This is a genomic window from Brevundimonas sp. Root1279 (assembly GCF_001425945.1).
Classification (GTDB): domain Bacteria; phylum Pseudomonadota; class Alphaproteobacteria; order Caulobacterales; family Caulobacteraceae; genus Brevundimonas.
Genome location: NZ_LMEB01000004.1, coordinates 155,480 through 172,243 on the forward strand (window position 1 = coordinate 155,480; position 16,764 = coordinate 172,243).

At 69.0% G+C, this 16,764-nt stretch carries 18 protein-coding genes and 1 pseudogene; 17 read left to right on the forward strand and 2 right to left on the reverse strand.

Annotated features, from left to right (window positions below; translation table 11 throughout):
* Positions 1-68 precede the first annotated feature (68 nt).
* Genes ASC65_RS03450 through ASC65_RS03470 form a run of 5 tightly spaced genes read left to right on the forward strand, consistent with a single transcriptional unit; the run spans position 69 to position 4,104 of the window.
* Complete coding sequence (locus ASC65_RS03450) at positions 69-869, forward strand: septal ring lytic transglycosylase RlpA family protein (RefSeq protein WP_056449568.1); 801 nt, start codon at positions 69-71, stop codon at positions 867-869.
* Between the two features lie 37 nt (positions 870-906).
* Complete coding sequence (gene tmk / locus ASC65_RS03455) at positions 907-1,533, forward strand: dTMP kinase (protein WP_056449570.1); 627 nt, start codon at positions 907-909, stop codon at positions 1,531-1,533.
* Complete coding sequence (locus ASC65_RS03460; protein ID WP_056449572.1) at positions 1,530-2,507, forward strand: DNA polymerase III subunit delta'; 978 nt, start codon at positions 1,530-1,532, stop codon at positions 2,505-2,507. The genes tmk and ASC65_RS03460 overlap by 4 nt, the downstream gene beginning before the upstream one ends.
* Positions 2,507-3,295 carry a TatD family hydrolase gene (locus ASC65_RS03465; RefSeq protein WP_056449574.1) on the forward strand — a complete coding sequence of 263 codons (789 nt, stop codon included), beginning with the start codon at positions 2,507-2,509 and terminating at the stop codon, positions 3,293-3,295. The genes ASC65_RS03460 and ASC65_RS03465 overlap by 1 nt, the downstream gene beginning before the upstream one ends.
* On the forward strand, positions 3,292-4,104 hold the full coding sequence (locus ASC65_RS03470) for an MBL fold metallo-hydrolase (RefSeq protein ID WP_056449576.1): 813 nt from the start codon (positions 3,292-3,294) through the stop codon (positions 4,102-4,104). Before ASC65_RS03465 ends, ASC65_RS03470 begins: the two co-directional genes overlap by 4 nt.
* Here ASC65_RS03470 and hemB read toward each other — a convergent pair whose 3' ends face one another.
* Together hemB and ASC65_RS03480 are read right to left on the reverse strand one after the other, a co-directional pair.
* Positions 4,105-5,109 (reverse strand): porphobilinogen synthase, encoded by a 1,005-nt coding sequence (gene hemB / locus ASC65_RS03475; protein ID WP_056449577.1) that lies wholly within the window; start codon positions 5,107-5,109, stop codon positions 4,105-4,107. It abuts the gene before it with no gap.
* Between the two features lie 206 nt (positions 5,110-5,315).
* Complete coding sequence (locus ASC65_RS03480; protein ID WP_162245656.1) at positions 5,316-6,383, reverse strand: M23 family metallopeptidase; 1,068 nt, start codon at positions 6,381-6,383, stop codon at positions 5,316-5,318.
* A gap of 151 nt (positions 6,384-6,534) precedes the next feature.
* Here ASC65_RS03480 and ASC65_RS03485 point away from each other — a divergent pair, with 151 nt between their 5' ends.
* From ASC65_RS03485 to ASC65_RS03540, 12 genes and pseudogenes are all read left to right on the forward strand, one after another.
* The gene (locus tag ASC65_RS03485; RefSeq protein ID WP_056449581.1) at positions 6,535-7,674 is read left to right on the forward strand and encodes an isobutyryl-CoA dehydrogenase; all 1,140 of its coding nucleotides are present in this window, start codon (positions 6,535-6,537) and stop codon (positions 7,672-7,674) included.
* Positions 7,671-7,973, forward strand: a complete 303-nt coding sequence (locus ASC65_RS03490) for a hypothetical protein (RefSeq protein WP_056449583.1) — start codon at positions 7,671-7,673, stop codon at positions 7,971-7,973. The genes ASC65_RS03485 and ASC65_RS03490 overlap by 4 nt, the downstream gene beginning before the upstream one ends.
* A gap of 65 nt (positions 7,974-8,038) precedes the next feature.
* Positions 8,039-8,758, forward strand: a complete 720-nt coding sequence (locus ASC65_RS03495) for a hypothetical protein (RefSeq protein WP_056449585.1) — start codon at positions 8,039-8,041, stop codon at positions 8,756-8,758.
* A gap of 48 nt (positions 8,759-8,806) precedes the next feature.
* The gene (locus tag ASC65_RS03500) at positions 8,807-9,856 is read left to right on the forward strand and encodes an enoyl-CoA hydratase/isomerase family protein (protein WP_056449587.1); all 1,050 of its coding nucleotides are present in this window, start codon (positions 8,807-8,809) and stop codon (positions 9,854-9,856) included.
* A gap of 107 nt (positions 9,857-9,963) precedes the next feature.
* On the forward strand, positions 9,964-10,746 hold the full coding sequence (locus tag ASC65_RS03505) for a class I SAM-dependent methyltransferase (protein ID WP_056449589.1): 783 nt from the start codon (positions 9,964-9,966) through the stop codon (positions 10,744-10,746).
* A gap of 62 nt (positions 10,747-10,808) precedes the next feature.
* Positions 10,809-11,567, forward strand: coding sequence for a class I SAM-dependent methyltransferase (locus ASC65_RS03510; RefSeq protein ID WP_056449591.1), 759 nt, complete (start codon positions 10,809-10,811; stop codon positions 11,565-11,567).
* A 48-nt stretch (positions 11,568-11,615) separates the two neighbouring features.
* Positions 11,616-12,536, forward strand: a pseudogene (gene mmsB, locus ASC65_RS03515) (3-hydroxyisobutyrate dehydrogenase); the annotation flags it as partial.
* 160 nt (positions 12,537-12,696) lie between these two features.
* Positions 12,697-13,923 carry a 5-aminolevulinate synthase gene (gene hemA, locus ASC65_RS03520; RefSeq protein ID WP_056449594.1) on the forward strand — a complete coding sequence of 409 codons (1,227 nt, stop codon included), beginning with the start codon at positions 12,697-12,699 and terminating at the stop codon, positions 13,921-13,923.
* 148 nt (positions 13,924-14,071) lie between these two features.
* Entirely contained in the window at positions 14,072-14,260 is a 189-nt protein-coding gene (locus ASC65_RS03525; protein WP_056449595.1) for a DUF6898 family protein, read from the forward strand.
* A gap of 37 nt (positions 14,261-14,297) precedes the next feature.
* Positions 14,298-15,611, forward strand: a complete 1,314-nt coding sequence (gene glyA / locus ASC65_RS03530; protein WP_200939779.1) for a serine hydroxymethyltransferase — start codon at positions 14,298-14,300, stop codon at positions 15,609-15,611.
* Between the two features lie 7 nt (positions 15,612-15,618).
* Positions 15,619-16,089, forward strand: a complete 471-nt coding sequence (gene nrdR / locus ASC65_RS03535) for a transcriptional regulator NrdR (protein ID WP_056449599.1) — start codon at positions 15,619-15,621, stop codon at positions 16,087-16,089.
* Positions 16,089-16,730, forward strand: a complete 642-nt coding sequence (locus ASC65_RS03540) for a RibD family protein (protein WP_056449600.1) — start codon at positions 16,089-16,091, stop codon at positions 16,728-16,730. The genes nrdR and ASC65_RS03540 overlap by 1 nt, the downstream gene beginning before the upstream one ends.
* The last annotated feature ends 34 nt before the right edge of the window (positions 16,731-16,764 follow it).

Here is a 16,764-nt window from a genome sequence, read left to right on the forward strand (position 1 = left end):
CCTCAAACGCCCCGTTAACCAAAGCGGAAATGTCCGTGCGGCATGCTATGGACGGCTAAGGCTGGGACATGGCTGGACGAATTCTGAAAACCGCGCTGGGGATCGCACTGCTGTCGCTGACGGCCGCCTGTGCGAGCGGCCCGCGGGCGGGGGGCGGCGGGTATCCCGTGGTCACCGATCCGGCGCCGATCGTGCCCGGCACCATGCGGCCCTATCAGATCCGCGGGCGCTGGTATCACCCGGCCGTCCAGCCGAACTACGACGAGACCGGCCAGGCCTCCTGGTACGGCGACGCCCACAACGGGCGGCCGACCTCGACCGGCGAGATCTTCGACATGACCGCACTGACGGCGGCGCATAAGACCCTGCCGCTGCCCAGTCTCGTGGAGGTCACCAACCTCGCCAACGGCCGTCGGGTGGTGCTGCGGGTCAATGACCGCGGGCCCTTCGTTGACGGACGGATCATCGACCTGTCGCGCGGCGCCGCCGACGCCCTGGACCTGCGCCGGGTCGGGGTGGGGGAGGTGCGGGTGCGCTATCTCGGGCCGGCCCCGCGGCTGGGCGGCGGGACGGTGCTGCACCAGGCCTCAAGCGGCGCGCCGACGGCCCCGGCGGCGCCGGTCGCGGCGGCGGCCGTGGAGTCCGGCCATTTCTGGGTCCAGGCGGGCGCCTTCGCTGACCGCAATGCGGCCCGGCGCGTCGCAGAACGACTGGGCGACCGGGCCACGGTCGATGTCATCAACCGCGGCGATTCGGTGCTCTACCGGGTGCTGGTGGGCCCCTGGCCCGATCCGAACGCGGCGGAGCACGCCCGACAGGCCGTGGTGGCGCGGGGCTATGCCGACGCCCTGTTGATATCGGCTCCCTAAAGCTTGCTTAGCCGGCCGGCGTCGCCATTGTGCGCCGGTGACCCACGGCAGATTCATCACGTTCGAAGGCGGCGAAGGCGCCGGCAAGTCGACCCAGGTCGCGCGCCTGGTCGATCGGCTGCGCGACCGCGAGATCGATGTGGTGCGGACCCGCGAGCCGGGCGGCTCTCAGGGCGCCGAGGAGATCCGCAACATCGCCTTGAACGGCGACGCCGGCCGCTGGTCGCCGATGACCGAGACCATGCTGATGTTCGCCGCCCGCTCGGACCATCTGGAGCGCACCATCCGGCCGGCGCTCAAGGCCGGGCGCTGGGTGGTGTGCGATCGCTTCGCCGATTCCAGCCGCGCCTATCAGGGCGCCGGGGGCGGGGCGCCGGCCGACTTCATCGAAGCCCTGGACGCCGCCGTCGTCGGCGACACCCAACCGGACCTGACCCTGATCTTCGACCTGCCCGTCGAGGTAGGCCTGGAGCGCGCCTTCGGCCGCGGCCTGTTCGAGACCCGGTTCGAGTCCAAGGGGCTGGAGTTCCACGAGAGATTGCGCCGCCGATTCCTTGAAATCGCGCAGGAAAAGTCCGACCGCTGTGTTGTCATAGATGCGGTCGGCGACGAGGAGACTGTGGCGGCGCGGGTCTGGGCGGCGGTCGAGGCCCGGCTGCTGTGAGCGAGTTTCCGCGCGATCGGTTTGACCTGATCCCGGACGCCAAGGCCGAAGCGGCCTTCGTCGACGCCCTGCAGAAGGGCCGGCTGCACCACGCCTGGCTGCTGTGCGGGGTCGAGGGCTCGGGCAAGGCCACCTTCGCCTATCGCGCCGCTCGCCGGCTGCTCGGCGCCGCGCCCGACCCGTCGCGCGGACTGCTGGGCACGCGGCCCGACGATCCGGTGGCCCGACTGGTCACCGCGCAGTCCCATCCCGACCTGCTGGTGCTGGAACGCGCCGTCGAGGGCGGCAAGACCAAGAAGGCCATCTCGGTCGACCAGGCCCGCGAGTTGCCTGAGTTCTTCGCCAAGAGCCCGTCGCAGGCCGCCTATCGGGTCGCTATCATCGATGCCGCCGATGACCTGAATCTCAACGCGGCCAATGCCTTGCTAAAGGTTCTTGAGGAGCCTCCTGAGCGGGGCGTGCTGTTCCTGGTGACCCATGCGCCGGGCCGGCTGCTGGCCACCATCCGCTCCCGCTGTCGCCGCCTGTCCTTCCCGGTCTGGCCGAACCACGCCCTCGAAGAGCTGGTGCGCAATCGCACCGGCGTGTCCTCGGCGGATGCCGCCCGCATCGCTTCCATGGCCGCCGGCTCGCCCGGTCAGGCCCTGGCGCTGGCTTCGGGCGCGACGCTGGAGGCTGACCTGTTGGCCCAGGAATGGGTGGCCTCCGAGACGGTCGACCGCGCCGAGGCCATGGCGGTCGCGGACAAGTTCCGCGGAGCCGAGGGCCAGGAGCGGTTCGAGACCCTGATGGACCGCCTCATCGCCGCGGTGAAGGTCCGTGCGCTGGAGGAGGGGGCGTCCGGCGCCCGCTGGGCCGAGCTGTGGTCGCGTCTGTCCGAGCTTCCCGATCGCGCCGCCGCCATCAACCTGGACCGCGCCGACGTTCTCGCCGGCGCCTTGGCCGACCTGCAGCGCACCAAGGCGGGGCGCTGATGCTGATCGATAGCCATGTGAACCTGCACGCACACCAGTTCGATGAGGACCGCGACGACGTCATCGCGCGCGCCCGCGACGCCGGCGTCGGCCTGATGGTCGAGATCTCGGACCGGCTGGCCACCTTCGAGGCCACCCACGCCCTGGCCATGGCCAACGACGACATCTGGTGCACCGTCGGCGTCCATCCGCACGAGGCCCGCCACTACGAGGACCTGACCGCCGCCCGCCTGGCCGAGCTGGCCGCGCGGCCGCGGGTGATCGGCATCGGCGAGTGCGGCCTGGACTTCCACTACGACCTCAGCCCGCGCGACGTGCAGGCGGCGGTGTTTCGCCAGCACATCGAGGCCGCGCGCCTGACCCGCCTGCCGTTGGTGGTGCACACCCGCGAGGCCGACCAGGTCATGGGCGACATCCTGGCCGAGGAGCAGGCCAAGGCGCCGTTCGTATTCCTCATGCACTGCTACACGAGCGGGCCGGAACTGGCTGTTCGTGCAGCGGAACTGGGTGGCTGGTTCTCGGTGTCGGGCATCGCCACCTTCAAGGCGGCGAGCGAAGTCCGCCAGATCATCGCCGCGATGCCGGCGGACCGGATCATCATCGAGACCGACTGTCCCTATCTGGCGCCGGTCCCGCACCGCGGCCGCCGCAATGAGCCGGCCTATGTCGGCCACGTCCTCGACAAGCTGGCCGAGATCCGCGGCTGGACCCGCGACGACGCGGAGGCCCGCACCACCGACGCCTTCTTCCGCCTGTTCGACCGCATACCGAGGCCGGAAGGCGCATGACCGACACGGCGGGCCAGCTCGAGATCGTCATCCTCGGCTGCGGCTCGTCCGGCGGCGTGCCGCGCGGGGACGGCGACTGGGGCGCCTGCGATCCGGCTGAGCCGAAGAACGCCCGCACCCGCTGCTCGGCCCTGATCCGCCGCCATGGCCCGGACGGCGTGACCAGCGTCCTGATCGATACCTCGCCCGACCTGCGCGCCCAGATGCTGGCCGCTCAGGTCAAGCACGTCGACGCCGTCCTCTACACCCACGACCACGCCGACCAGACCCATGGCATCGACGACCTGCGCGTCTTCGCCATGCGCGCCCGCCGTCGGATCCCGGCCTTCATGGACGCCGCCACCCGCGCGGCCCTGTTCAGTCGCTTCGGCTACATCTTCGAGAGCGTCGAGGGCTATCCGGCCATCGTCGAGGCCCACGACATCCCGCCGCACGGCGAGACCTGGGCGGTTGACGGTCCTGGCGGCCCTGTGCCGGTCGTGACCTTCGATCAGGCTCACGGCCCCATCCGCTCGGTGGGCTACCGCATCGGGCCGGTGGCCTATTCGAGCGACGTCTCCGACCTGGACGAGGCGGCCTTCGACGCCATCCGCGGCGCCGACCTCTGGATCGTCGACGCCCTGCGCTGGACCCCGCATCCGACCCACGCTCACGTTGAGAAGACTCTCGACTGGATCGCCCGTTCAGGCGTCAAGCGCGCGGTCTTGTCGAACCTGCATATCGACCTGGATTACAAAGGTTTGGCGGCCCTTGTTCCCAAGAACGTCGAGGTGGCGTTCGACGGTTGGAGCGAGCGCTTCGCCCTCTGATCAGGCCCCCAGCAACCGCGCAGCCTGCGGCGCGAAATAGCTCAGCACGCCTGCGGCGCCCGCCCGCTTGAAGGCGTGCAGACTCTCCAGGATCGCCCGGTCTTCCTCCAGCCAGCCGCTGGCGATCGAGGCGCGCATCATCGAATACTCGCCCGACACCTGGTAGGCGAAGGTCGGGACGCGGAAGGTCTCCGACACGCGCCGCACGATGTCGAGGTACAGCATCCCCGGCTTGACCATCACGGCGTCGGCGCCCTCGGAGAGGTCCATGGCCACCTCGCGCAGGGCCTCGTCGGTGTTGGCGAAATCCATCTGATAGGTCTTCTTGTCGCCGCGCAGCGCCTTGGCCGAGCCGACCGCATCGCGGTACGGGCCGTAGAAGGCGGAAGCGTATTTGGCGGCGTAGGAGAGGATCAGAACGTCCTGATATCCATTGGCTTCCAGCGCTTCGCGGATGGCCTGGACGCGGCCGTCCATCATGTCCGAGGGCGCCACCACGTCGGCGCCGGCGTGGGCGTGGATGAAGGCCTGCTCGGCCAGTCGCTCCAGGGTGGCGTCATTGACGATGCGGTCGCCCTCGACGACGCCGTCGTGGCCGTGGTCGGTGTAGCAGTCCAGGGCGACGTCGGTGATCACGCCGATCTCCGGCGCGGCGTCCTTGATGGCCTTGATGCAGTCAGGGACCAGGCCGTCCGGGTCGGTCGCCCCGGTTCCGACGCCGTCCTTGAGGGCGCCGTCGACGTTGGGGAACAGGGCCACGGCGGGGATGCCCAGGTCGCGCGCCTCGACGGCGGCGGCGGCGGCGGCCTTGGGCGACAGGCGGAAGACGCCGGGCATGGAGGTCACCGGAACGCGGTCCTCTGCGCCGTCATGTACGATCAGCGGCCAGACCAGGTCCGCCGGCGTCAGCGTCGTCTCGGCCACCAGCCGGCGCACCCAGGGCGAGCTGCGCAGGCGGCGCGGACGGGCGTAGGGGAAGGCGGCGGGGGCGAACGGCTGGGTCATGAAGCGCTCATATAGTCCTTCTCCCGTTGGGAGAAGGTGGCCGGGCGGAGCCCGGTCGGATGAGGGTCGACAGGATCAGTCGGCGTAAGCCGTAGAACCGGCCCCATCGCGGCTTCGCCGAATGCCAAGCCGCGACCCTCACCCTTTCGCGCAGCCGCTCGCTTCGCTCTCGGGCGCTCAAGCCCTCTCCCATTGGGAGAGGGGTCCTAGCGCGCGACGAAGATCTCGCCGCTGTCGACGTGGCCGTTCACCGGCGTCGAGCCGTCGTCCAGGACCAGGTCGCTGAAGGTCGAGGGCACGCCTTCCCCTCGCATGTCGGCGGCGTCGACTCGCTGGTAGTGCAGGTGAGGGAAGAGCGAACTGCCGGAGGCCCCGATCGCCGCCACGGTCTGGCCCGGTTCGACCCGATCGCCGACCCGGACCTTGGCGCTGCCCTGCTGGATGTGGCCCAGCATGTCGAAGGTCCCGTCGCCGCGGTCGATGACCACGACATTGCCGAAAACCAGGTTGATGTCGTCTTTGAGCGTCGCGGGGTCGAACTGGCGGTCATCGGGCCGGTCGTCGCGGACCTGGACGACGACGCCGGCGCTCGGCACCCGCACCGGCTGGCCGAAACCGAACCAGTCGCTGTTGTCGGCGCCGTCGCCCGAATGCATCCGGCCCTCGGCGTCGACGGGGACGAAGTCGTAGCTGTAGCGCATGGCGTTGCTGGAGAAGCCGAAGGCCTTGAGCGGCGGCAGAAGATAGTCCCAGCGGCGATGGTGCGACAGGGCGTCATGCCCGTCCCAGACCAGCACCCGGCCGGTCACCGGCGAGACCCCTGGCGCGGCGTCGACGGCGCGCACCGGCGAGTCGGCGGTGACCACCACATCGTCCTGCCCCTCGGCGGACAGGGTCGCCTTGATCCGCACCGAGGCCACGGGCCGGCCCGCCGGGGCATATTCGAACGGGTTGAACAACAGCTGTTCCTCGCCCGGGTCCAGCGTCCGGTCGGGCAGGGTCTGGATCGACGGCGCCGAGCCGTTGCCGTCCAAACGCCGGGTCAGCAGGGCGCGGCCGTCGGCGCCGATGAAGGTCACCTCCAGCTCGCTCACCTCGACGGCGTGAGCACCTTGGTTGGTCAGGGCCAGGTCGAAGTTCAGCGCCTGGCCATAGCGGGTCTGCTCGACGAAGGGCTTTTCGGGAAGGATGCGGCCTTCGACCTGCGCCAGGGCAGGGCCCGCCGGCAGGGCGGCGCCCAAGACCGCCAGCATCGCAACACTGATCCGCATCATCCGTTTGCTCCCCATCTGTTTCGTCCATGAGGCCGCGGGCGGACCGTTCAGATGCACCCTATCGCCTCGACGCGGCGCCGCCGCCTCGGTAGAAGCCGCCCGACCAATCACGACAGCGGCGTCCAGCCGCGAACCGCTCCGGGAAACGACCATGGACTTCGCCCTCACCGACGACCAGCGCGCCATCCAGGACGCCGCGCGCGCCTTCGCCGACGCCGAGCTGGCCCCGCACAGCGCCGAGTGGGACGAGACCAAGCATTTCCCCGTCGACGTCATGCGTCATGCCGCCGAGATGGGCTTCTGCGGCATCTACACCGGCGAGGAGCACGGCGGCCTGGCGCTGGGCCGTGTCGAGGCGGCGGTGATCTTCGAGGAGTTGTCGCGCGGCGACGTGTCGACGGCTGCCTTCATCTCGATCCACAACATGGCGACGTGGATGATCGACCGCTTCGGCTCGGACGATCTGCGCGGCCGCTACGTGCCGTCGCTGGTGACCATGGAGAAGATCGCCAGCTACTGCCTGACCGAGCCCGGCTCCGGCTCCGACGCGGCGGCGCTGCGGACGACGGCGCGGCTGGACGGCGACCACTACGTCCTGAACGGCTCCAAGGCCTTCATCTCGGGCGCCGGGACCTCGGACGTCTATGTCGTCATGGCCCGCACCGGCGTCGACGGGCCCAAGGGCATCTCCACCTTCGTGGTCGACAAGGATGCGCCGGGCCTCAGCTTCGGCGCCCAGGAGAAGAAGATGGGCTGGAACTCGCAGCCCACCGCCATTGTCAGCTTCGACGACTGCCGCATCCCCGCCGCCAATCTGCTCGGCAAGGAAGGCGACGGCTTCCGCTACGCCATGATGGGCCTGGACGGCGGTCGCCTGAACATCGCCGCCTGCTCGCTGGGCGGCGCCCGCCTGGCGCTCGAGGCCTCGCTGGACTACGTCAACACGCGCAAGCAGTTCGGCAAGCCGATCGCGGACTTCCAGAACACCCAGTTCAAGCTGGCCGACATGGCCACCCAGCTGGACGCCTGCCGTCTGATGGTGATGCGCGGCGCCTGGGCGATGGACACCAACCATCCCGAGAAGACCAAATGGTGCGCCATGGCCAAGCGCATGGCCACGGACATCTGCTTCCAGATCGCCGACGAGGCCCTGCAGCTGCACGGCGGCTACGGCTATCTGAAGGACTACCCGCTGGAGCGCATCGTCCGCGACCTGCGCGTCCACCGCATCCTCGAGGGCACCAACGAGATCATGCGCGTGATCACGGCGCGGGAGATGCTGCGGCAGTGAGCGACGATCTTCTTCCGGTCGCGGAACGGTTTAGGCATCCGATCGGGCCGCAGGTCCACGCCATTCTTTGGCTGGAGTGGGACCCCATCGGGGTCAATGACATCGCGCCGGACGACGAATACGATTCATACGTCGGCCCCGTCATCGACAGCGTAATGAAAGGCGAGGGGGCCGAGCGGATCGCTGGCTACCTCGATTGGGTCGCAAAGGAGCTTATGGGGCTAGGGGATCCACGGGACCCAAGCCACACGCTAGGAGTTGCCCGGAAGCTCGCTGCTCTGCGGTCGACCCCGGAATAGACTCGATAAGGCCAAGGTGACGACACGCTGAAGGCGTGCCAACCTCTCAACCGGGAGGACACCACATGAAAATGCTCGTCGCCATCGCCGCCGCTGCGCTGCTCGCAACGCCGGCGTTCGCCCAGGACCAGACCGAACTCAACGAGATCGTGGTCACCGGGACACGCATGCAGAGGGACTACCAGCCCGCCGTCGCGCCGCCTGCGGTGACCGTGACGCGCCGCGCTGACAATCTGATCGTCACGATTCAGGTCGTGAACGACACGCGCGAGGCCGCAGGCCGCCGCGCCGAACTGATCCAGACCCTGCGCAGCATGGCCCGGGCGGCCGGGAGCCAGCCGGATATCGCCCTGAGCATAGTCGAGGACGGCCAGTTGGTGGCCTTCACCGAGGACATGGTCTCGACCCTGACGCTCGGCGTCGACGACGACCGCTCGGACACCAGCACCGCGACCCTGATCGTCAAAACCCCGATCCGCGCCGACGACACGCTCGACAGCGCATCTGGCCGGATCGAGCGCTTCGTCGAGAGCGCCGACACGTCCGGGAGGTCGCTGGTCGAAATCTACGGCTCGTGGCAGCTGTCGATCGTCAATCCGATGCAGTACCGCCCCGTCGTTCTGCAGGCGATCTCGGAGGACGCCCGGCGCACGGCGGCGATCTTCGGAGACGGCTACGCGGTCGATGTCGGCGGCATGTCGAACACCCTGACCTGGGTGCAGTCCGGTCCGCTCGAGCTGGCGATGTTCGTGCCGTACGACATGCGGATCACGCCCAAGCCCTGACGGCGACTGAGGCTGGACCCTTCGCCGTCGCCGCCGTATCAGCCGCGCATGACCGAAGAACCCGAAATCCTCGCCCGCATCGAATCCGGCGTCGGCCGCATCACCCTGAACCGGCCCAAGGCGCTGCATGCGCTGAACCGGGCCATGTGCGAGGCGATGATCGAGGCGCTGGTCGCCTGGCGCGAGGACGACGCGGTCCAGTCGATCCTGATCGACCACGCCGGCGAGCGCGGCTTCTGCGCCGGCGGAGACATCCGCATGATCGCCGAGAGCGGGGCAGGGGACGCCTCGGCCGCCAAGGCCTTCTTCGACACCGAGTACAAGCTCAACCACCTGCTGTTCGAATATCCGAAGGCGGTGACGGCCATCGTCGACGGCATCGTCATGGGCGGCGGCGTCGGCATTTCCGAGCCCGCCGACGTCCGCATCGCCACCGAGCGCACCACCTACGCCATGCCCGAGACCGGCATCGGCCTGTTCCCGGACGTCGGCGGCGGCTGGTTCCTGCCGCGCCTGCCCGGCCAGACCGGCGTCTGGCTGGCCCTGACCGGCGCGCGGCTGAAGGCGGCGGACACCGTCTTCCTGGGCATCCACACCCACTACATGACCAGCGAGACCGTGGACGCCTTCCGCGCCATCCTGTCCGCTGACCCGGCCTATCCGATCGACGTCGCCGACGGGCTGGAGGAGGACGCCGGCGAGGCGCCGGTCGAAGCGCATCTGGAGGCCATTGACCGCCTGTTCGCCTTCGACACCGTCGAGGAGATTTTCGCCGCCCTCGAGGCCGACGGCTCCGACTGGGCCCTGGCCCAGCTGGCCGTGCTCAAGACCAAGTCGCCGCAGTCGATGAAGGTCTCCCTGCGCCAGCTGCGCACGGGCGCCAAGCTGGAGACCTTCGCCGACAACATGGCGATGGAGTATCGCCTCGGCGGCCGCATGGTGCGCACCCCTGACTTCCAGGAAGGCGTCCGCGCCGTCGTCGTAGACAAGGACAACGCCCCGAAATGGTCCCCGGCCGACCTGTCGGGCGTCACCGACGCCGACCTCGACGCCCTGTTCGCCCCGCTGCCGGCGGGCGAGGAGTGGAAGCCGCTGTAAAGCGTCTATCCCCCTTGCAACCCGGCATTCGCCGGGATGCACGGTGAAGGGGGTTGCACTGGCACAGAACAGGCGTAGCTGTGGTCTCCGAAACCGGGAGCTCATTCATGCGCAATCTGACCGTTCTCGCCGCCGCCGCCGTCCTGCTGAGCGCCTGCAATTCGGACCCGTGGGCCGGGCGTCAGGACCGGATGGCCAACGACACCTATGCGGCGATGGCGGTCGCCGAGGTCCAGGCCCAGGCGATCCGTGATCCGCTGCGCCCCGCCGACGAGGTCGCTCGCGACCCGTTGCGCCACCCGGACCGCATGCTGGCCTTCGCCATGATCGAGCCGGGCGACAAGGTCGCGGACATCCGCCCCGGCGCCGGCTACTTCACCCGTCTGTTCGCCAGGACGGTCGGAGAGGACGGCAAGGTCTACGCCTTCGTGCCGAACCGCACCGCCGAGCGCGAGAACCCGCGCGCCGACATCCTCGTCGGGGCCTATCCGAACGTCGTGCGCGTCAACGGCGACCTGAACACCATGAGCTTCCCTGAGCCGCTGGACGTGGTGTTCATGAGCCAGGAGTACCACGACTTCCACATCCCGGCCTTCAACACCGATGTGAACGTAATGAACCGGGCGATCTATCAAGCGCTCAAGCCGGGCGGGCTGTTCGTCGTCATCGATCACTCGGGCCGGGCCGGCACCGGCCACACCGAGGTGCAAAGCCTGCACCGCATCGAAGGCGCCTCGCTGCGCGCCGAGGTCGAGGCCGCTGGCTTCGTCTTCGACGGCGAATCGAACGCCCTGGTGAACACCGCCGACGACCGCACCATCAACGTCTTCGACGAGGCCATCCGCGGCCGCACCGACCAGTTCGTCTACCGCTTCCGCAAGCCCCGCTGACGAACACGGCTGACGGGTCTATGGTCCCGCCCTCGCGCATATGCGCCAAGGGAGGTTCCGTCATGCGTCGTACCCTCGTGCTGGCCGCCTCGGCCGTTCTCGCCTTCTCCGCCGCCGGATTTGCGGCCCCGCCCCAGACCCCGGCGCCGGGCGCCTACGCGGCGGCCCTCGCCGATCCGGTGCGGACCGCCGAGGACAAGGCCCGCGACGCGACGCGCCACACCGCCGAGACGCTCGCCTTCGCCGAGGTCCAGCCGGGGGACAAGGTCGCCGACATGATCATCGGCGGCGGCTACTTCACCCGCGCCTTCTCAGCCGCCGTCGGCCCGGACGGCCATGTCACCGCCTGGCAGCCGGACGAGTTCATCGCCTTCGAGGCTGACTATGGCGCCAGCCTGACCGCGGCCGACGCCCTGGCCAACGTCGACGGCGTCCGCTCGCCGATCGGGTCCCCGAACTTCCCGCAAGGTCTGGACCTGATCTTCACGGCGCAGAACTACCACGACCTGCACCTGGACCCCTTCGCCGCCGACACCGCCTCCAAGGTCAATGCGGCGGCCTTCGCGGCGCTCAAGCCGGGCGGCTTGTACGTCATCATCGACCATGACGCCGTGGCGGGCTCGGGCATTTCGGTCGCCGACAGCCTCCACCGCATCGATATCGAAGCGGTCAAGCAGGAGGTCGCGGCGGCCGGCTTCGTCCTTGACGGCGAGAGCAGCCTGCTGGCCCAGCCGTCCGACCCGCGGACGACCAACGTCTTCGACCCGTCGATCCGCGGCAAGACGAGCCAGTTCATGCTGCGCTTCAAGAAGCCGGAGTAATCCTACTGGCGAGGCGGGCGGCGACCGGCTAACCCTCCCGAAAATCAAAACGGGAGAGACGCCATGACCCTCAAGATCGCCTTCATCGGCCTCGGCAACATGGGCGGGGGCATGGCGGCCAACCAGGCCAAGGTCGGCCACCGGGTCGCGGCCTTCGACCTGTCGCAGGCGGCCCTGGACCGCGCCGCCGAGCACGGCTGCACCCCGGTCGGCTCGGTCGTCGAGGCGGTCAAGGACGCCGATGTCGTCATCACCATGCTGCCCGCCGGCCCGCATGTGCTGAAGGTCTATTCGGAGCAGATCATCGGCGCGGCCCCGACCAGCGCCCTGCTGCTCGACTGCTCGACCATCGACGTCGACACCGCCCGCAAGGTGGCCGGCCTGGCCAAGGAGGCCGGCTACGCCTTCGCCGACGCCCCGGTCTCGGGCGGCACCATGGCCGCCGACGCCGGCACCCTGGCCTTCATGGTCGGCTGCGACGAGCCGGACTTCGCCCGCATCGAGGCGGCGCTGGAGCCGATGAGCCGCGCCACCTTCCGCGCCGGCGACCACGGCGCCGGGCAGGCGGCCAAGATCTGCAACAACATGATCCTCGGCATCACCATGCTGGGCACCTGCGAGGCCATCGGCCTGGCTGAAAAGCTGGGCCTCGACCCGGTGAAGATGTTCGACATCGTCGCCAAGTCCTCCGGCCAGAGCTGGTCGACGACCACCTACTACCCGTGGCCCGGGCCGGTCCCGACCGCCCCGTCCAATCGCAACTACGAGGGCGGGTTCGCCGCCGCCATGATGCTCAAGGACCTCAAGCTGGCCCAGGACGCGGCGGCCAAGTCCGGCGCCTCGACCCCGCTGGGCGCCCAGACCGAGGCCCTGTTCCAGATGTTCAACGGTCTCGGCTACGGCGGCCGCGACTTCTCGGCCATCCTGCAGATGCTGCGCGGCAAGCTGGACGAGCTGCCGAGGGACTGAGCGCACGTCCATTTCTCGGAACGGCGATCACCTGCAAATCGCAACTGAGAACCGTTATCAATTTGAGATGTTGCGACGATTTAACCCGTTCGTCTGATAGACTTTCGCGGAGGCCGGGCGCAAAACCCGCGCCAGTTCCATCCGGGCGCACGAGACCGAATTGTACGACTACAAGGCCGCATTCGAGACTGCCGTCGAGCAGGTGAAAGGCGAGGGGCGCTACCGCGTCTTCGCCGACCTGAAGCGCGTGCGCGGCCAGTTCCCGAAGGCGATCCGCCGTCGGGAGGACGGGTCCGAACAGGACGTCGTGGTCTGGTGCTCGAACGACTACCTCGGCATGGGCCAGCACCCGGCGGTGCTCGACGCCATGAAGGCCGAGACCGACGCGGCCGGCGCCGGGGCCGGCGGCACCCGCAACATCTCCGGCACGACGCGCTCCGCGGTCGACCTCGAGGCCGAACTGGCATCGTGGCACCAGAAGGAAGCGGCCCTGCTGTTCACCTCGGGCTACGTCGCCAACGAGGCCACCCTGACGACCCTGCAGCGCATCCTGCCGGGGCTGATCATCTTCTCGGATTCGCTGAACCACGCCTCGATGATCGCCGGCATCCGCAACGGCGGCTGCGAGCGGCACATCTACGCCCATAACGACCTCGAGCACCTCGAATCGCTGCTGCGCGACGCCCCGGCCGATGCGCCCAAGCTGATCGCCTTCGAGAGCGTCTATTCGATGGACGGCGACATCGCCGACCTGGCCGGGACGATCGCCCTGGCGAAGAAGTACGGCGCCATGACCTACCTCGACGAGGTCCATGCGGTCGGCCTGTACGGCGCGACCGGCGCGGGCGTGGCCGAGCGCGACGGCGTGCTGGACGGGATCGACATCGTCGAATGCACCCTCGGCAAGGCTATCGGCGTCATGGGGGGCTACATCGCCGCCGACGCGGTGATCATCGACGCCGTGCGCAGCTGGGCCTCGGGCTTCATCTTCACCACCAGCCTGCCGCCCGCCCTGACCGCCGGCGCCCTGGCCTCGGTCCGCCACCTCAAGACACATCCGGAGCTGCGCGAGGCTCATCAGGAGCGCGCCGCCACCCTGAAGGCCCGCTTCAAGGCGGCCGGCATCCCGGTGATGGAGTCGGTCAGCCACATCGTCCCGGTCTTCGTCGGCGACCCGGTCCACACCAAGATGATCTCGGACATGCTGCTCGAGCAGTACGGGGTCTACGTCCAGCCGATCAACTATCCGACCGTCCCCAAGGGCACCGAACGCCTGCGCTTCACCCCGTCGCCGAACCACACCGACGCGATGATGGACGATCTGGTCAAGGCGATGGACGCCCTGTGGACCCACTGCAACGTGGCGCGCCTTCCGGCGGTGGCCTGACTACCATTCCGCTCATCCCCGCAGACGCGGGGATCCAGTCCGGTCCAGCGTGACGCTGGCGTATCAGGACTTGCGTGCGGCGGAGCATTCCGTCCAGCGTGTCACCCAAAATACTGGAGCCCTGCGTTCGCGGCGGGAAGGGGGAGCAATGACAAACACCGACCCCGACCTCGGCGAAGTCATTGTCGAGATGACCCGCAACGGTCCCTATCTGAAGTGCGCCGCCATCCATGTCGCCACCGGCGTCGAAGTCACCGCCATCGGCCCGGCCGCCGAGCCGCGCGGCCTGGAGCGGATCGCCCTGGCTAAGCTGAAACGGGCCCTTCTGTCGCGCTGACCCACTAGATGTTGTGGCGCCGCCCCCGTCGGCCTAAATGGTCCCCACCATACGACGGGGATTCCCAGTGACCGCCTTCACCCACGACGCCTACTTCTCGAAGACTCTCGCCGAGGCCGATCCGGACATCTTCGGCGGCATCCAGGGCGAACTGCGCCGCCAACAGGAGCAGATCGAGCTGATCGCGTCGGAGAACATCGTCTCTAGGGCGGTGCTGGAAGCCCAGGGCTCCGTCCTGACCAACAAATACGCCGAGGGCTATCCGGGGCGTCGCTATTACGGCGGCTGCGAATACGTCGACGTGACCGAGGACCTCGCCCGCAACCGCGCCAAGCAGTTGTTCAACTGCGCCTTCGCCAACGTCCAGCCGCACTCGGGCGCCCAGGCCAATCAGGCGGTCTTCCAGGCCCTGCTGCAGCCGGGCGACACCTTCCTGGGCATGGACCTGGCCGCCGGCGGCCACCTGACCCACGGCTCCCCGGCCAACCAGTCCGGCAAATGGTTCCGCCCCGTGACCTACAAGGTCACCGAGGACACCCACCTGATCGACTATGACCACGTCGCCCAGATGGCCGAGCAGGAGAAGCCCAAGCTGATCCTGGCGGGCGCGTCCGCCTACAGCCGCCACATCGATTTCAAGCGCTTCCGCGAAATCGCCGACTCGGTCGGCGCCTATCTGATGGTCGACATGGCCCACTACGCGGGCCTGATCGCCGGCGGCGTCTATCCCGACCCGCTGCCGCACGCCCACGTCGTCACCACCACGACGCACAAGACCCTGCGCGGTCCGCGCGGCGGCATGGTGCTGTCGAACGACGTCGAGCTGGGCAAGAAGATCAATTCAGCCGTCTTCCCCGGCCTGCAGGGCGGCCCGCTGGAGCATGTCATCGCCGCGAAGGCGGTGGCCTTCGGCGAGGCGCTCAAGCCCGAGTTCAAGGCCTATGCCCGTCAGGTCGTCGACAACGCCCAGGCCCTGGCCGCCGTGCTGGTCGAGCGCGGCGCCGCCATCGTCTCGGGCGGCACCGACAGCCACCTGATGCTGGTCGACCTGCGGCCCAAGGGCGTCACCGGCAAGGCCACCGAGGCGGCGCTCGAGCACGCCCTGATGACCTGCAACAAGAACGGCGTGCCGTTCGACACCGCCCCCTTCACGGTCACCTCGGGCGTCCGCCTGGGCACGCCGGCGGGCACCACCCGCGGCTTCGGCGTGGGCGAGTTCCAGCAGATCGGCCACTGGATCGCCGACGTCATCGACTCGATGAAGGGCACGGACGAGGCCGATCCGGCCGTCCAGGCCCGTGTCGCCGCGGAAGTGCGTGAGCTGACCCACCGCTTCCCGATCTACGGATGATGCGCCCATGAAGTGCCCCTTCTGCGGAAATCAGGACACCCAGGTGAAGGACAGCCGCCCGTCAGACGACGGCGCGGCCATCCGCCGGCGGCGCTCCTGCCCGCAGTGCAACGGGCGCTTCACCACCTTCGAGCGGGTCCAGCTGCGCGAGCTGATGATCCTCAAGCGCAACGGCCGCCGCACGCCCTTCGACCGCGACAAGCTGGAGCGCTCGCTGGGCATCGCCCTGCGCAAACGGCCGGTGCAGCCCGAGCAGATCGAACAGCTGGTCAGCCGCATCACCCGCCAGCTCGAAAGCCTCGGCGAGACCGAGATCCCGTCCTCGACCGTCGGTGACTTCATCATGAAGGCGCTGAAGGGCGTCGATGAGGTGGCCTATGTCCGCTACGCCTCCGTCTACAAGGACTTCCGCCACACCGGCGACTTCGCCCGCTTCCTCGGCGACGAGGGCCTGGACGACGAGACCGGCCCGCGCTGATGCGGCCCCCAAACTCCCGGGTCACGGTGACCCTGAAGCTGGCGACGTCGCTCGACGGTCGTATCGCCACGGCGTCCGGCGAGTCCCAATGGATCACCGGCGAGGCTGCGCGCCTGGAGGGCCACCGTCTCCGCGCCGCCCATGACGCCATCCTGGTCGGGATCGAGACCGTACTCGCCGATGACCCCGAACTGACCGCCCGCCTGCCGGGGCGGCCGGTGGACCAGCCGCTCCGCGTGGTGCTCGACAGTCGCCTGCGCACGCCGATGACGGCCAAGCTGGCCGTCGACAACACCCTGATCCTCACAGTCGCTGTGCCTGCGCCGATCGGCAGCGCCCGCGTCGAGCAGGTCGAGGCCGAGGACGGTCGTCCGTCCGTCGCCGCCGTGCTGGCCGCCATCGCCCATGCCGGCTGCCGCTCTGTCCTGATCGAAGGCGGCGGCCAGGTCGCCGCCAGCTTCCTGCGCGCTGGGGCGGTGGATCGCCTTGAATGGTTCCGCGCTCCGATCCTGCTGGGCGGGGAGGGACGGCCCTGCGTCGCCGGCCTCGAGCTTGCAAAGCTGGCCGACGCACCCAAGTTCCGTCGCCTGGGCGTCGAGTCCGTCGGAGACGACCTGTGGGAACGCTACGAGAGACTGTGATGGGCGCCCCCGCCGGGCTCGTCGCCGGCCGATT

Coding starts and splice junctions, on each gene's coding strand:
- ASC65_RS03525 (WP_056449595.1), top strand. CDS start 14,072: ATGACAAACACCGACCCCGACCTCGGCGAAGTCATTGTCGAGATGACC.
- glyA (WP_200939779.1), top strand. CDS start 14,298: ATGGTCCCCACCATACGACGGGGATTCCCAGTGACCGCCTTCACCCAC.
- ASC65_RS03465 (WP_056449574.1), top strand. CDS start 2,507: ATGCTGATCGATAGCCATGTGAACCTGCACGCACACCAGTTCGATGAG.
- hemB (WP_056449577.1), bottom strand. CDS start 5,109: ATGACCCAGCCGTTCGCCCCCGCCGCCTTCCCCTACGCCCGTCCGCGC.
- ASC65_RS03470 (WP_056449576.1), top strand. CDS start 3,292: ATGACCGACACGGCGGGCCAGCTCGAGATCGTCATCCTCGGCTGCGGC.
- ASC65_RS03540 (WP_056449600.1), top strand. CDS start 16,089: ATGCGGCCCCCAAACTCCCGGGTCACGGTGACCCTGAAGCTGGCGACG.
- ASC65_RS03495 (WP_056449585.1), top strand. CDS start 8,039: ATGAAAATGCTCGTCGCCATCGCCGCCGCTGCGCTGCTCGCAACGCCG.
- ASC65_RS03505 (WP_056449589.1), top strand. CDS start 9,964: ATGCGCAATCTGACCGTTCTCGCCGCCGCCGCCGTCCTGCTGAGCGCC.
- ASC65_RS03510 (WP_056449591.1), top strand. CDS start 10,809: ATGCGTCGTACCCTCGTGCTGGCCGCCTCGGCCGTTCTCGCCTTCTCC.
- ASC65_RS03480 (WP_162245656.1), bottom strand. CDS start 6,383: ATGATGCGGATCAGTGTTGCGATGCTGGCGGTCTTGGGCGCCGCCCTG.
- ASC65_RS03485 (WP_056449581.1), top strand. CDS start 6,535: ATGGACTTCGCCCTCACCGACGACCAGCGCGCCATCCAGGACGCCGCG.
- nrdR (WP_056449599.1), top strand. CDS start 15,619: ATGAAGTGCCCCTTCTGCGGAAATCAGGACACCCAGGTGAAGGACAGC.
- ASC65_RS03500 (WP_056449587.1), top strand. CDS start 8,807: ATGACCGAAGAACCCGAAATCCTCGCCCGCATCGAATCCGGCGTCGGC.
- ASC65_RS03450 (WP_056449568.1), top strand. CDS start 69: ATGGCTGGACGAATTCTGAAAACCGCGCTGGGGATCGCACTGCTGTCG.